This is a genomic window from Oceanococcus atlanticus, from assembly GCF_002088235.1.
GTDB lineage: Bacteria > Pseudomonadota > Gammaproteobacteria > Nevskiales > Oceanococcaceae > Oceanococcus > Oceanococcus atlanticus.
The window spans coordinates 913,782-926,943 of sequence record NZ_AQQV01000001.1 but is presented as its reverse complement, the minus strand read 5'-3'; the positions used below and the strand labels follow the sequence as shown (position 1 = coordinate 926,943).

The following is a 13,162-nucleotide window of genomic DNA, read 5'->3' as shown; positions in this document are numbered from 1 at the left end:
CACGTCAATCGTGCGCCCTTATTTGAAGGGCGTTTAGTATGTTCGATGACGTGGTGAACACACCATATAGTGGCTTCGCGGCATCGTCAACACGATATGTTGTGTTTATAAGTCTGTGTGGAAAACCTGTAGAAAAGTGTGGGCAAGCTGTTGGAAAGACCTGAAAAAATCGCTGCGTGTCAGGAAAAAATGCGCTTGCACAAGCAGTTGCCCCGGCATCGCCAAAGTGTTCCGGGGCCCGGTACACTGAGACCCTCGAAGACGACGAAAAATCCTCTAAAAATGTTGATTCCCGTGCTGCTTGCCGGCGGTTCCGGCAGCCGTTTGTGGCCGCTCTCCAGAAAATTGCATCCCAAGCAATTTTTGCGGCTGACTGACGAACGGTCGCTGCTGGAAAACACCGTGATGCGCGTCATGCGCGCACCCGATGTGGGGCCGGTGCTGGCCATAGGCGGTGAGGACCATCGCTTCATCATCGCCGAGCACCTGCGGCGTATGGGCCAGGATGGTGCACGCATCCTGCTCGAGCCGGTTGGTCGCAACACCGCGCCGGCTGCTGCAGTGGCGGCACTGGAGGTCGCAGCCCGGCATGGGCCGGACACCCTGATGATGCTGTGTCCCTCGGATCATGTGATCACCGACGTGCAGGCTTTTGCCGATGCCGTGGCGATTGCGGCGGCGGCGGCTGAACCCGGCGTGATGGTGACCTTCGGGATTCGTGCCGAGCGGCCTGAAACCGGTTACGGCTATATCAAGGTCGGTGCCGCGCGAGGCGAGGGTGCGTTTGATCTGGAGCGCTTTGTGGAAAAGCCGGATCTGGCGACCGCCCAGGCCTATGTGGCCGACGGGGGCTATTTCTGGAATGGCGGCATGTTCGTGTTTCGGGCCCAGACCTTGCTGGATGAGCTGGCGCAACATGCGCCGCAGATGCTTGCGGCGTGTCGTGCCGCACACGCCGGGGCGGCCGAGGATGGCCAGTTTCTGCGTTTGCAGGCTGAAGCCTTCAGTGCATGCCCGGAGGATTCCATCGACTACGCGGTGATGGAAAAAACCCGCGGCGCCGTGGTCGTGCCGCTGGACTGCGGTTGGGACGATGTCGGGTCCTGGACCTATCTGAACACCCTGGGCGAGAGCGATCAGGATGGCAATGTGGCGCAGGGTGATGTTTTGTTCGAGGGCGCCAGGAACACCTGGGTGCGGGCTCAGAACCGTCTGGTGGCGGCGATCGGCACGCAGGATCTGGTGATCGTTGAAACCAAGGATGCGGTGCTGGTCAGCGATGCGGCCCAAGTGCAGCAGGTCAAGGCCATCGTCAAACAGCTGGAAACCCAGCAACGCCAGGAGGCGATGCTGCATCCGCGGGTTTACCGGCCATGGGGCTCTTACGAGGGGGTTGATGATGGCGCCCGTCATCAGGTCAAACGTATCGTGGTGCAACCCGGCGCCAAGCTGTCCTTGCAGATGCATCACCACCGCGCTGAACACTGGATCGTGGTCAAGGGCACCGCGCGGGTGACCCGCGGTGACGAAACCTTCCTGCTTGGCGAGGATGAATCCACTTACATTCCCATCGGCACCACGCATCGTCTGGAAAATCCCGGCACGATTCCGCTGGAGTTGATTGAGGTGCAGACCGGGTCTTATCTCGGGGAGGACGACATCGTGCGATTTGAAGACGATTACGGGCGGAACAAAACATGAGGCGGGTTCTGGTGGCGGCGCTTGCGACGCTGGGCGCGACGCCCTTGCAGGCTCAAACGGATGAAGTGCAAACCTTGCGTGAGTGTGCCGCGCGCAATGTGCCGGCGCACAGCTTCGTCCAAGCGGCGGAATTCGAAGTCATGCAGGATGGGGCCGCACAACGTCGTATTGGCGCTGCGCTGGCTGGTATGCGTGATGCAGACGGCATCAACCTGAATATTGTGGTGAGCGCGCCAAACGACGTTGCTGGGACGGCTGTGTTGCTGCGGCAGAACGATGCCGGGCGCGAAGATATGCGCATGTACCTGCCGGCTTTGCAGCGGGTTCGCCCGATCACCGGCGGGATGGCCAACCAGGGCATTCTGGGCACCGATTTCAGCTACCGCGACATCCGTGACATTTACGGAGCGCTGCGCGAGGGGCAGGCGATGGTGCTGGGTACGGGCAAGATTGCCGGCAAGGACACGCAGCGCATGGAGTTGATTCCGGCGGCGGAGCAGGAATCGCCTTACCAGCGCATGGTTGTCGATCTGGATGCGTCCAGCTGCGTGGTGCTGGCCGTGGATTTTGAATCGCCCGGTCGCGGGGTCACCAAGCGGTTGCTGGGTGATGTGGACTCGGTGACCAACATCGGTGAGCGCCGCTTACTGCTGCGTTACACCATGGATGATCTGGACAAAGGTTCGCAGACCGTACTCAAGCTGGGCTTGCCGGAGTACGACGAGGACATACGCTCACTGGCGTTTCATCCCAGCTCGTTTTACCGCTATCGCAACAGTGCGGCGGCGCCAGAGTAAGCAGCGCCGCCGCAGGCAGATCAGAAGCTGTAGCCCAGCGAGATCGATACGTTGTCGCGGTCTTTGATCAGATTGAAGCTGCCGCCGCCCCAGTAACGCTGGTAGCCCAGGCCAAGCTCCCACACGCTCAGGTAGGTGGCCTTGACCCCCATGATCAACGACTTGCGGCCTTGCACGAAGTTGAGAATGGGCGTGGCCGAGGTGCCGTTGACGTCATGAGCGAACACCACGGTGGGTGAGACCACATAGCGGTTGAGTACATTGTTGTAGGTCAACTGCGTGGCCACCCGGTAGCCCCAGGAGAAGGCTGTGGCATAGCCGCCTTTCTGCGTTTGTGGTCCGTTGCCATCAACCAGGCCCAGAGCGGCCGATACGATCGGGTTGTAGGGCAGGTAGCTGCCCGGGCCTTCAAACAGCAGCTCGTCGTTGTCGGGCAGGTCGTGGATATGGCTGCCGGCGGCCTCGACCAGCAGCAACGCCTGATCGTTTTTCAGCCATTTCGATGGGCCGAAGATTTTGGTCGTGGAAATGTCCCACTGGCTGACATCCAGGCGGCGGTAGCCTTGAATCTGCTCACCCGGCTGGAACGGGCCGATCTGCGAGGGCAGCGGGGTGCGCAGCCCGGCCAGGAGGACTTCAACATCCTCCAGCTGCAGTGGCTGATCCTGCTTGAGGCTGTATTCGCCCTGCAGGGCCAGGCCACCGAATGGCAGCGACATATTGAAGCTGATGCCATACAGGGAGATGTCTTCCGGGTACTCGATGAAGTAGCCGCCAGCTGGCGCCACCCCTTCAAAGCCCAGCGGTGCGGCATAGCCGCTGACCAGCGGCAGACGGCTGTGATAGTTGGCCGCATACAGGCCTAGATCGATGCCGCCCAGTGCCGGGGTGAAGATGCGCAGAGCGACGCCGCCCTGACCGCCTTCATCGGGCTTGTTATCCGCTTTGCGAGGAATCGCAGAGCCGCCAGCGGCGGCTGCACAGGTGCCCGGTGCGGACAGTTCCGGACAGCGCCCGAAACCAATCTCTGCGGTTTCACCGCTGTAGCCTGCGAAATCGTTGGTCGCAAAGAAACTGCCCGAGGGATCAGCTTCGGTGGCAACCCAGTCGTACTGGTAGAAACCTTCGATCGAGATGTTGTCGGTCAAATCCGCCGAAGCCCAGACCATGCCGGCCGGGATAAAGACTTCCGACAGGTCCACGCCAGGCACACGCAGTTGTGAGGCATCGGCGGCAATGATCGAGTTGATGCCATTCAGAACCAGCGCAGATTCGCCCCAGTTGAGCACCTGATGACCAACGCGGAAGCTGAGGTAGCGGCGGCCCAGCTGTACGGTGCCGAAAATGAAACCTTCGAGCAGGTCGGCGTCGTTACCCAGTCGTTCGTGCAGCTTGCTGCGGCGCCGATTCAGGTCGTCTGGCCCAGCCAGCCGCGTGGGTGGGCCGGCGTAGTCTTCTTCGTCGAAGAAGTCATGGTCGTTGAGGACCATATCGTACAGATAGCTACCGCGGACCTGGGCGCCGAAGTCACCCCAGTTCAAATACATGGTTGAGGTTAGCTTGAGGCCGCCGGAGATCATGTCGCCCTTGTCGAAGGCCAGGTTGCCGTCGTCCCCATTGGTTGAGAAAGCTTGGCCAGACGCGCCATCAGCGGTGGTATTGGAACGTCCAATGATTTGCCGGCTTTGCTCTTCGATACGCCACGCGGCGCCCGCCGTAACGGTGGAATCAAGGCGTCCGCTGATCGGGCCCAGGTCAAAGCTCGCGGCCAGTGCAGCGGAACTGCTCATGCCGGTCACGATCAGGCCGGCCATCAGATGGTTGATTTTGTGCATGATGGATCTCCGGTCTTAGTTCGCAGCTTGCGGGCAGTTGCCGCCCAACGGCAGGCAGGCGCCGTCGCTGGCCAGGAAGTTGGCCACTTGACGCTGAATTTCCACGAACACCGGGTCATCGGCCGGGTTGGCCGTGGTCGGCTGCAGAATGCTGCCGTGGTTGCCGCCGCTTATGCGAATCAGCTCCTGTCCGCCGGTCAGTACCGTCGGTGGGTCGACCGGCGGACTGATGTCGGTGGTGCTCAAACCCATGACGCGGGCCAGTGGCTCGGTGCCCGACAGCAGCCCCGGAATGATGACGTTCTCTGTCGCGGTGTTGGGCACGACGCTGTCGTCTACCACTTCGATCATGTGGACTGCGCGGCCATCGGCGGCGGCTGCGGCCCAGTTGACCGGGTCGGCCGGATCAACCGCAAGCTGGGCGAAGCGCAGGAACATTTCGTAGGTATCGGTACCTTTGACCACACCGGCCGCTTCCAGGCCGCCGGCGACCACCGGACCGAATGTTTCCGAGGCGTCCAGAAGTTTGCCAATACCGCCGCCAGGCATGGCCAGGCTGGCGGCTTTGATGTCGTCGTTGGCGCCGAGCAGGGTGGTGCCGACAATACCGCCCAAGGAATGCCCGAGGAAGTGGATACGGTCAGTGTTGATCACATCGTTGGGATCGGCGCTGAGCACCAGATTGCCCAGCGAGCGGACCAGATGAATCTGGTCAGACACCGACTGCCGGATGTTGTCTCGCGAGGTTACCGGGCTGGTCAGGTTGATGAAGTAGGCACCGGAGGCATCGACCGTACCATCGCCATCAAGATCGGCATCAAAGGTGCGCTCGGTGGTACCCGGCACGCGCAGGGGATGACCCGGCGGCAAGCCATGCAGAGGTTGGTCAATTGCGACACTGACGAAGCCTGCGGCTGACAGCGCGCCAGCGATACCCAGCATTTGTGAGCGGTCGCCGGTGATGCCGTGCAGGAACACCACAGTGGGCCAGCCACCGTCAGGTGCGATGCCCTGCGGGCGGGCCAGAATCAGTGGGACCAGCTCATCGGACTGCTGGGCCGGCATCGGGTAGCACAAGGTGGTGCTGCTGGGCGGCAGCAGCGCCTCGCACGGGGCGCCGGTGCCCGGGTGCACCGCGCCGGCATTGATCACGCCGTCGTTTTGCCACACCGAGGTGTTGATATTTTCCGCACCCGGCTGGTGGTAATAGGGCAGATTGAAGGCGCCGACATAAACCAGCGGATTGTTGGCCTCAGGCAGCGGCAGCGGTTCGCTCGGGCTGCCCAGAATCTGGGCCAGGGTCAGTCCGCTGGGCTGGGCCTGAATCAGCTGCGCCGAGGCCTGGGCATCAATGCTCTTGAGCGTAGGCGTGGTCGACTGAGTGGTAAACGACCAGGCCAGGATCAGATCCTTGCGCGCGATTTCGCCGCGTGAGTTCGGAGCCAGTGCCGACAGCTGTTGCAGGCCTCCGACCACCGGTGCGACAAAGGCTGACTGCAGTTGGTCAAGCACCGGAATCAGATCAGTGCGGCCTTGCTGATTGAGCGCAGCCAGCAGGGTGCTGGTGGTTTGTTGACTGAACGGCGTGTCGCTGTTGAGCGTGTCGAACAGCTCATTGGGGATGGCCGGTGCACCGGCGGGACTGCGAATTTCGCGGGTCAGGCCGACCAGATAGCGGGTCGATTCCTGAAGCGGCTTGAGCCAGTGCACCACCAAACGGGGGCTGAGCACGGAGACGGGCGACAGGGTGATCTCAAAGTCTTCACCCGGAATCAGCTCCTGTGCGCGCGCGCTGTCGAAGATGCGAACACCATTCGCAGCTTGCGCGGCATCAACCTTGCCTTGCAGGTTGGTGAACAGGGTGGCGGTTGTGGACCAGCCATCAACCAATCCCCAGCCCGGGATGGCGGCCAGCGAGCCGGCTGGCGAGAGTGTGCCATCGGCATTGTTGTCGGGGTTGTCGTCCTGACCGGTTTCGCTGCCGAACAGCAGATCGATGGGTACGGGGAGAATCGCGCCGGAGGTGTTGGTGGGCAGAACCACCGGATCGAACAACGGTTTTGGACCGAAGTCCTCGTCAGTACGCAATCCGTTGTCGTCCGGACTGCACGCAGCCAAAGCCAGCATCGTGCCGGCAACCAATAGTGCTCTCATGGTGTCTCCCCATGCTGAGATGTTGTACGTCGACGTTTTAGTGTCTTGTTGTCGACGTGAAGAGAATATGAATAGGCAGCCTCGTCGTATGTCACAAAAACGGCTGTCAAGCCGCAGGAAAAATCCTACGCTCGGCGCAGGCGAACGGCAAACAGGACCAAAAGCACGGTCAGATAGATGAACGGTTCGGGTTCGCTGACCTTAACCTTCCAGATGAAGTGCACGCAGGCCAGCACGGCGGCTGGATAGACCAGGCGATGCAAACGCTTCCAGTTGCGCCTGAGGCGTCGTTGCCAGCCGCGCGTGGAGGTTACGGCCAGCGGCGTCAGCAGCAGCAGGGCGGCAAAACCCACGGTGATGTACGGCCGCTCAAGGACTTCTTCACCCAGGCGCGCCAGCGACAGGCTCAGGTCGAAGACCAGATACACGGCAAAGTGACAGAGCAGGTAGAAAAAGCTCCACAAGCCGAGCTGGCGGCGGATTTGTAGCGGCCAGCGCCAGCGTGCGAGGCGCTGCAATGGACTCATCGCCAGGGTGACCAGAAGCAGGCGCAGGGCCCATTGCCCGCTGTGATGGGTCAGGGTTTCGATCGGGTTCACGCCCAGTTGAGCGCTTGCGATCCACCACGCCGCCTGGCCTAGCGGAATGGCGCACAGGGCAAAGCAAAGCAAGCGGATATGCCCGGTTGACGGGCGCCACGCAGGCATCAGTAGTACTTGCGCAGATCCATGCCGTCGTAAAGACCGGCCACCTGTTCAGCGTATCCGTTGAACATCAAGGTGTCGCGCTTGAACAGCTCGCCAATGCGGCGCTCGCGTGCCTGTGACCAGCGTGGGTGATCGACCGTGGGGTTCACATTGGCGTAAAAGCCGTATTCGCGGGGTTGCAGCATGTTCCAGGTGGTTTGCGGCTCGCTTGCGGTGAAGCGGATACGCACAATCGACTTGATGCTCTTGAAGCCATATTTCCACGGTACGACCAAGCGCATGGGCGCGCCGTTCTGGCGCGGCAGCGGTTTGTCGTACAGACCGGTGGCCATGAAGCTCAGCGGGTTCATGGCTTCATCCATGCGCAGGCCCTCGCGATAGGGCCAGTCGATGCCGGAGGCGTTAAGACGCATCTGCTTGGGTTTGACCGCCGTTTCGAAGGCTACGTAGCGAGCCTTGTCGGTGGGCGCGAAGCGTTGCAGGAAAGGCCCAAGCTCGAAGCCGCGCCAGGGAATGACCATCGACCAGCCCTCCACGCAGCGCAGGCGGTAGATGCGCTCCTCACTGGGCAGCGTGGCAATCAGCTGATGCAGATCGAAGTCACCACCGGCTTCACACTCACCATCCACACGCAGGGTCCAGGGCTTCAGTTCGAGGGTGTGTGCGTAGCGCGCAGGATCGCTTTTGCCGGTGCCGAACTCGTAGAAGTTGTTATAGCTGGTGATGTCCTCAAAGCTGTTCAAGGCTTCGCCATCGGCATAGTCGACGCGACCATCACGCGTGGTGCTGGCTGTTGCGGTTGGCTCGGGCTCTGGCGCGCGGCTCAGACAGGCCGGTGCGGCCAGGCTGGCCAGCGATCCGGCGGCCAGTTGCATGAAGCGGCGGCGATCCCAGAACAGGGCTTCCGGTGTAATGGCGCTGCGTGGCAGCTGGGGGATTTTTGAGCTCATGGTGATACAGACCGGCCAACTCGGGATTGTGTTTCATCACTTACACTATGCGCATGACTTTGGATGACCTGAAAGCCAGTTTTTCCCTGATGGGATCGTGGGAAGAGCGCTACGGACTGATTATCGATCTCGGACGCCAGCTTGAGCCGTTGCCGCAAGATGCCTATGTCGAGGCCAACAAAGTGCGGGGCTGCATGAGCCAAGTCTGGATGATCTCGCAGACCCAGCCTGACGGTCGCATCGTGATCCGTGGTGATTCCGATGCGCACATCGTTAAGGGGCTGATCGCGGTGTTGCTGATGGTCTACTCGGGCAAGACGCCGCAGGAAATCGGCCAGATCGACATCAAGAGCCTGTTTGCTGAGCTTGGGCTGGAGCAGCACATCAGCGCCAATCGCCGCAATGGCTTTTACGCCATGGTCGAGCGTGTCGGGCAGATGGCCGAATCAAGCTGATCGCAGCTTGCGACGTTTGTGATGTGATGTGTTGCGCTGTGTCTTGGCAAACTGTCAGAGGCCTGGATGGCCGATGACAAGCGATACACGGACGTACTTGAGCGGGTTTGACAAGACACAGCGCAGCGCACCTGACACAGGTGTCAGGCGTCGACCGCTTCTACCTGCAATGTCGTGCCATTGACCGCCAGCACCTGGACCACGCTGCCCTGTGGCAGATCCGGGCCGGTGCAGCGCCAGGTGGAGTCGGCGACCTTAACCCGGCCCACGCCATCCTGGATCGCCGTGGCCAGCTGCAGCTTGCGACCGACCAGATGCTGGCCGGGGTGATTGAGCTGGCTCGCCGCATCATCTTCCGGTGAAGGCGGATTGCGTTTCTGATAAACCTTGAAGACCACCGTGCAGCTCACCGCCAGCACGCTGAAGATGATCATCTGCGCGTTCAGGTCCAGATCGCTGCCCAGGGCGATAAAGCCGGTCACCAGGGCCGAAACCCCGAACCACAGCAGCACCGCGCCAGGCGCGAAGGCCTCCAGCGCAATCAGCAGGATGCCAGCGCTGAACCAGTACCAGTGCACACTGTCGGCATCGAATTCCATGGTTTAGCTCTTGGGCTTGTCGTTGATGGAGCCGAGCAGCTCTTTGACCCCGCCCAGCGAACCGATCAGATTGCTCGCTTCCAGCGGCAGCAGAATGACCTTCTGATTGGGCGCCGCACCGATGTCGCGCAGCGCTTCGGTGTACTTCTGGGCGACGAAGTAGTTGATCGCGTTGACGTCCCCTTCGGCGATGGCCAGCGACACATCACGGGTTGCCTTGGCTTCGGCCTGGGCCAGGCGCTCGCGTGCTTCGGCGTCGCGCTGGGCGGCTTCCAGACGCCCTTCGGCCTCCAGAATCATGGCCCGCTTTTCGCCTTCAGCCTTTTTGATTTCGGCCTCACGCAGACCTTCGGCTTCCAGAATATTGGCGCGCTTCTCGCGCTCGGCCTTCATCTGTCGAGCCATGGAATCGACCAGATCTGTGGGCGGAGAAATGTCTTTGATCTCCACGCGCTTGACCTGCGTGCCCCAGGCTTCGGAGGCCTCATCAATGATCTTGAGCAGCTTGATGTTGATCTCGTCACGCCGTGACAGTGCTTCGTCCAGGTCCATTTCGCCCAGCACCGAACGGATCGAGGTCATCGCCAGGTTGACCACCGCGCGCATCAGGTCGCGCACCTCGTAGGCGGCGCGGGCGGCATCGGCGACCACAATGTAAACCACGCCGTCAACGCTAACCTGGGCGTTATCGCGGGTAATGACATCCTGACTGGGGATGTCGATAACCTGTTCCATCACGTTGATCTTGTGACCGATGCGATCAACGATCGGCATGATGAAATGCAGCCCCGGCTCCAGCGTGCGGGTGAAGCGGCCGAAGCGCTCAACGGTGTAACGATGGCCTTGCGGCACGACCTTGACCCCAAGAAAGACGCCGACAACGGCCAGCACCAGCATGGCGATAACGAAACTGGTCATGAAAGTTCCCCTATGAATGTGGGCTTGTTGTGCCCAACTGATGTGATGTTGGCTGAATGTCCAAGCGCTTCGGAGTGTAGACTATTTGTCAAATGCGAAGGGTTGCCAGCCTGCTCAGGGCTTATACCATCTGACCATGACAGATGTTCGCAACGGACAGTCACTTGCCTGATCTTTTCCACATCGTAGAAGCCGTGCTGGTTGCCGTATTCGGCGCCGCTGCGCTGTGGGCGCTGTTCAGGCTGCGCAGGCATTTGCAGAACGTGACTTTCTATTTCGTGCTGGCGGTGCTTCTGGGTGGTGCTTTGGCGCCGGTGATGAGCCTGGGCATGTCGCACAGCACTCAGCACATGATGCTTGGTGCCTCACGTGTTCTGTTCGCTGCAGCGCTGTTTGTAGGCTGCCTGGAAGTGCTGCGCATCACCGGCATTTTGAATCGCCAGCTTGCACGCAAGCAGGATGCTGAGCGGCAGCTGACGGAAAACCGCGAGCACCTGCAACGACTGATTATGCAGCGCACCGAAGCCTTGCGTTCGGAAATCAGCGAGCGCAGCAAATTGCAGGAGTCGCTGGCCAATTACAGCCAGATGCTGGAGAAAGACCTGCAAGCGGCGGCGCAGGCGCAAAGTGCGATGCAAACCGAGTTGCCTCGTTGTGACTACGTGCGCGTGGCGGCCAACAGCTTCGCCCGTGATCAGGTCAACGGCGATATGTTTCACGTCGACCTGCGGGCCAATGGTGATTTGTTCCTGATGGTGGGGGACGCCATGGGGCACGGTGCTGCGGCGGGCTTCATGACCGTTCTGGCCCGCACAGCACTGAAAACCATGAACCTGGAGCGCACGCCGTCACAGATTCTGTCGGAGCTCAATCATTTGATGAGCGAGCAGGACAGCGGCGTGTACCTCACTGCGGTGCTAGCACGTATCAGCCCCAACGGGCGCTGCCAGATTGCCCATGCCGGGCATCCCTCATCGATAATTCTGCGCGGTCATGAGACCTTGGAGTATCTGCGTGCCGGAGGCTTTGCCCTGGGCATGTTCGATCTGCCCGGGGTTGAGTACACCCAGCAGGAACTGCAGCTCAATCCGGGTGATCGGGTGCTGCTGTATACCGATGGAGTGACCGAGGTGCGCAATGCGCAGGGCGAAGAGTACGGTTGGGATCGCCTGGATAACGCGCTGCGTGACAGTGACCCGGCTTCTGTCGACAACGCGCTGATGCAGGTGCTGGAACATGTCTACGATTTTTGTGGCGACCAGCCCATGACCGACGACATCACCCTGCTGCTGGCCGAGTACACCGGCGCTGAATCTGCAGCGCGTTAGGTTAGCGGCAGAAAGCGCACGTTGATGCCGGGTTCGGCCTGCTTGGCAACCCGGATGAGATCTCGGGCCACCTGATCAGCACCAATCGCACGGTAACGTTTGAGCGGGCCGGGCAGCAGGGCATTGAGCACCGGTGCGCACGCCTGTGCCAAATCTTCGGCACACCGCGTTTCAGTGCGCTCGCCGAGGAGCAAAGAGGGGCGCAAAATTTCCAGGCTGGGAAAACCAAGGGCCTGCAGGCTGTTTTCCATACGCCCTTTGACCCGGCTGTAATGCGAGGGTGAACGGGCGCTGGCACCGAGCGCGCTGATCACCCCAAAGCAGGGCACAGCGACGCTCTTGGCGGCGGTGGCGATGGCAAGGACATAGTCGTGATCAACCCTGACCAGACCGGCGCGGCCGGCTTTGCCCGTGGTGGTGCCAAGGCAGCACAGCACGGCGTCAAGCCCGTCACAGCGGGCCTGGCCGCGCAGTTGATCGAAATCAACTGCATTCCAGTGCAGGCGCGGGTGCGCAAAGGGCGCCGGCTGTCGCGCCCACACCCGGACTTCGTTCACCGCATCATCTGCGAGAAGCTGGTTCAGGGTGGCGTTGCCAACCAGACCCGTTGCGCCGATCAGGCCGACGCGCATAGATCAGGCTGCCTTTTTCTGACGGCGGGTACGCACGGTTTCTGCCAGCTTGCGCAGCAGCACATCGGTGTCGTCCCAGCCCAGGCAAGCGTCGGTGATGCTCTGGCCGTAGGTCGGGGTGGCACCGGGTTCAACGTCCTGACGCCCGGCGACCAGATGGCTTTCGACCATGACACCGAAGATGCGGTTGTCGCCGCCCGCGATCTGGTTGCCCAGATCTTCAGCCACCAGCAGCTGGCGTTCGTGTTTTTTCTGGCTGTTGGCGTGGCTGCAGTCGACCATGATCTTGCTCGGCAGACCGGCCTTTTCCAGCATCGCAGCGGTGGCGTCGATGTGCTCGGCTTCGTAGTTCGGGCCGCTTGAGCCGCCGCGCAGGATCACGTGGGTCTGGTCGTTGCCGGTGGTCTCGAAAATGGAGATGGCGCCGGCGGTGGTCAGCGACAGGAAGCGGTGCGGATTGCGCGCCGACTGGATCGCATCCACAGCGACCTTGATGTTGCCTTCCGTGCCGTTCTTGAAGCCGACCGCGCAGGACAACCCGGAACCCATTTCACGATGCAACTGGCTTTCCGTGGTGCGCGCACCGATGGCGCCCCAGCTGACCAGATCGGAAATGTATTGCGGGGTCAGAATGTCGAGGTATTCGACACCGGCCGGCATGCCGCTGTCGTTGAGTTCGAGCAGCAGTTTGCGCGCGCTGCGCAGGCCCTTGTCGATCTGGAAGCTGTCATCCAGATCCGGGTCGTTGATCAGGCCTTTCCAGCCGACCGTGGTGCGCGGTTTCTCAAAGTACACGCGCATGACGATGACGATATCATCGGCCAGTTCTTCGCGCAGACGGGCCAGCTTGCTGGCATATTCCTTGGCCGCGGCGGTGTCATGAATCGAGCAGGGGCCGACGATGGCGACCAGGCGGTCGTCCTGTCCGTTGAGCACCTTGGCGATGGCGTTGCGGGCCTGATCGACGGTGTCAGCAGCGGCGTCGGTCAGCGGGATTTCGTTGCGAACCACGTCCGGTGTGGAGACTTCGGTGATTGAGGCGATGCGCAGATTGTCGGTGCGTTGCATGATGGTGGGCACAGCCGT

Annotated in this window: 12 protein-coding genes; 4 read left to right on the top strand and 8 right to left on the bottom strand. The window is 61.2% G+C overall.

Translation table 11 applies throughout. From position 1 onward, the window contains the following. Positions 1 to 282: 282 nt before the first annotated feature. Positions 283 to 1,701 (top strand): mannose-1-phosphate guanylyltransferase/mannose-6-phosphate isomerase, encoded by a 1,419-nt coding sequence (locus ATO7_RS04375; protein WP_083559865.1) that lies wholly within the window; start codon positions 283 to 285, stop codon positions 1,699 to 1,701. After that, complete coding sequence (locus ATO7_RS04370) at positions 1,698 to 2,498, top strand: outer membrane lipoprotein-sorting protein (RefSeq protein WP_083559863.1); 801 nt, start codon at positions 1,698 to 1,700, stop codon at positions 2,496 to 2,498. Before ATO7_RS04375 ends, ATO7_RS04370 begins: the two co-directional genes overlap by 4 nt. A 20-nt stretch (positions 2,499 to 2,518) precedes the next feature. Here the strand turns inward: ATO7_RS04370 and ATO7_RS04365 are convergent, their stop codons facing one another. The 4 genes from ATO7_RS04365 to msrP form a co-directional block, all read right to left on the bottom strand. Beyond that, positions 2,519 to 4,333, bottom strand: a complete 1,815-nt coding sequence (locus ATO7_RS04365; RefSeq protein ID WP_083559862.1) for a DUF1302 domain-containing protein — start codon at positions 4,331 to 4,333, stop codon at positions 2,519 to 2,521. 15 nt (positions 4,334 to 4,348) lie between these two features. Next, positions 4,349 to 6,487, bottom strand: a complete 2,139-nt coding sequence (locus ATO7_RS04360) for an alpha/beta fold hydrolase (protein ID WP_146680142.1) — start codon at positions 6,485 to 6,487, stop codon at positions 4,349 to 4,351. A gap of 125 nt (positions 6,488 to 6,612) precedes the next feature. Then, positions 6,613 to 7,194, bottom strand: a complete 582-nt coding sequence (locus ATO7_RS04355) for a protein-methionine-sulfoxide reductase heme-binding subunit MsrQ (RefSeq protein ID WP_083559858.1) — start codon at positions 7,192 to 7,194, stop codon at positions 6,613 to 6,615. After that, entirely contained in the window at positions 7,194 to 8,144 is a 951-nt protein-coding gene (gene msrP, locus ATO7_RS04350; RefSeq protein WP_083559856.1) for a protein-methionine-sulfoxide reductase catalytic subunit MsrP, read from the bottom strand. The genes ATO7_RS04355 and msrP overlap by 1 nt, the downstream gene beginning before the upstream one ends. A gap of 53 nt (positions 8,145 to 8,197) precedes the next feature. Between msrP and ATO7_RS04345 the strand changes: the two genes are divergently transcribed. Further along, positions 8,198 to 8,599 (top strand): SufE family protein, encoded by a 402-nt coding sequence (locus ATO7_RS04345; protein ID WP_083561004.1) that lies wholly within the window; start codon positions 8,198 to 8,200, stop codon positions 8,597 to 8,599. Between the two features lie 143 nt (positions 8,600 to 8,742). Here ATO7_RS04345 and ATO7_RS04340 read toward each other — a convergent pair whose 3' ends face one another. Beyond that, the gene (locus ATO7_RS04340) at positions 8,743 to 9,198 is read right to left on the bottom strand and encodes an NfeD family protein (RefSeq protein ID WP_083559854.1); all 456 of its coding nucleotides are present in this window, start codon (positions 9,196 to 9,198) and stop codon (positions 8,743 to 8,745) included. A gap of 3 nt (positions 9,199 to 9,201) precedes the next feature. Then, entirely contained in the window at positions 9,202 to 10,116 is a 915-nt protein-coding gene (locus ATO7_RS04335) for an SPFH domain-containing protein (protein ID WP_083559852.1), read from the bottom strand. 164 nt (positions 10,117 to 10,280) lie between these two features. Here ATO7_RS04335 and ATO7_RS04330 point away from each other — a divergent pair, with 164 nt between their 5' ends. Then, positions 10,281 to 11,444, top strand: a complete 1,164-nt coding sequence (locus ATO7_RS04330; protein WP_158523034.1) for a PP2C family protein-serine/threonine phosphatase — start codon at positions 10,281 to 10,283, stop codon at positions 11,442 to 11,444. Here ATO7_RS04330 and ATO7_RS04325 read toward each other — a convergent pair. Both ATO7_RS04325 and ATO7_RS04320 read right to left on the bottom strand, forming a co-directional pair. After that, positions 11,441 to 12,076 (bottom strand): NAD(P)H-binding protein, encoded by a 636-nt coding sequence (locus ATO7_RS04325; protein WP_083559848.1) that lies wholly within the window; start codon positions 12,074 to 12,076, stop codon positions 11,441 to 11,443. The genes ATO7_RS04330 and ATO7_RS04325 overlap by 4 nt on opposite strands. Before the next feature lie 3 nt (positions 12,077 to 12,079). Continuing rightward, positions 12,080 to 13,144: a 3-deoxy-7-phosphoheptulonate synthase gene (locus ATO7_RS04320; RefSeq protein ID WP_083561003.1), complete on the bottom strand. Its 1,065-nt coding sequence runs from the start codon at positions 13,142 to 13,144 to the stop codon at positions 12,080 to 12,082. Between the last annotated feature and the right edge of the window lie 18 nt (positions 13,145 to 13,162).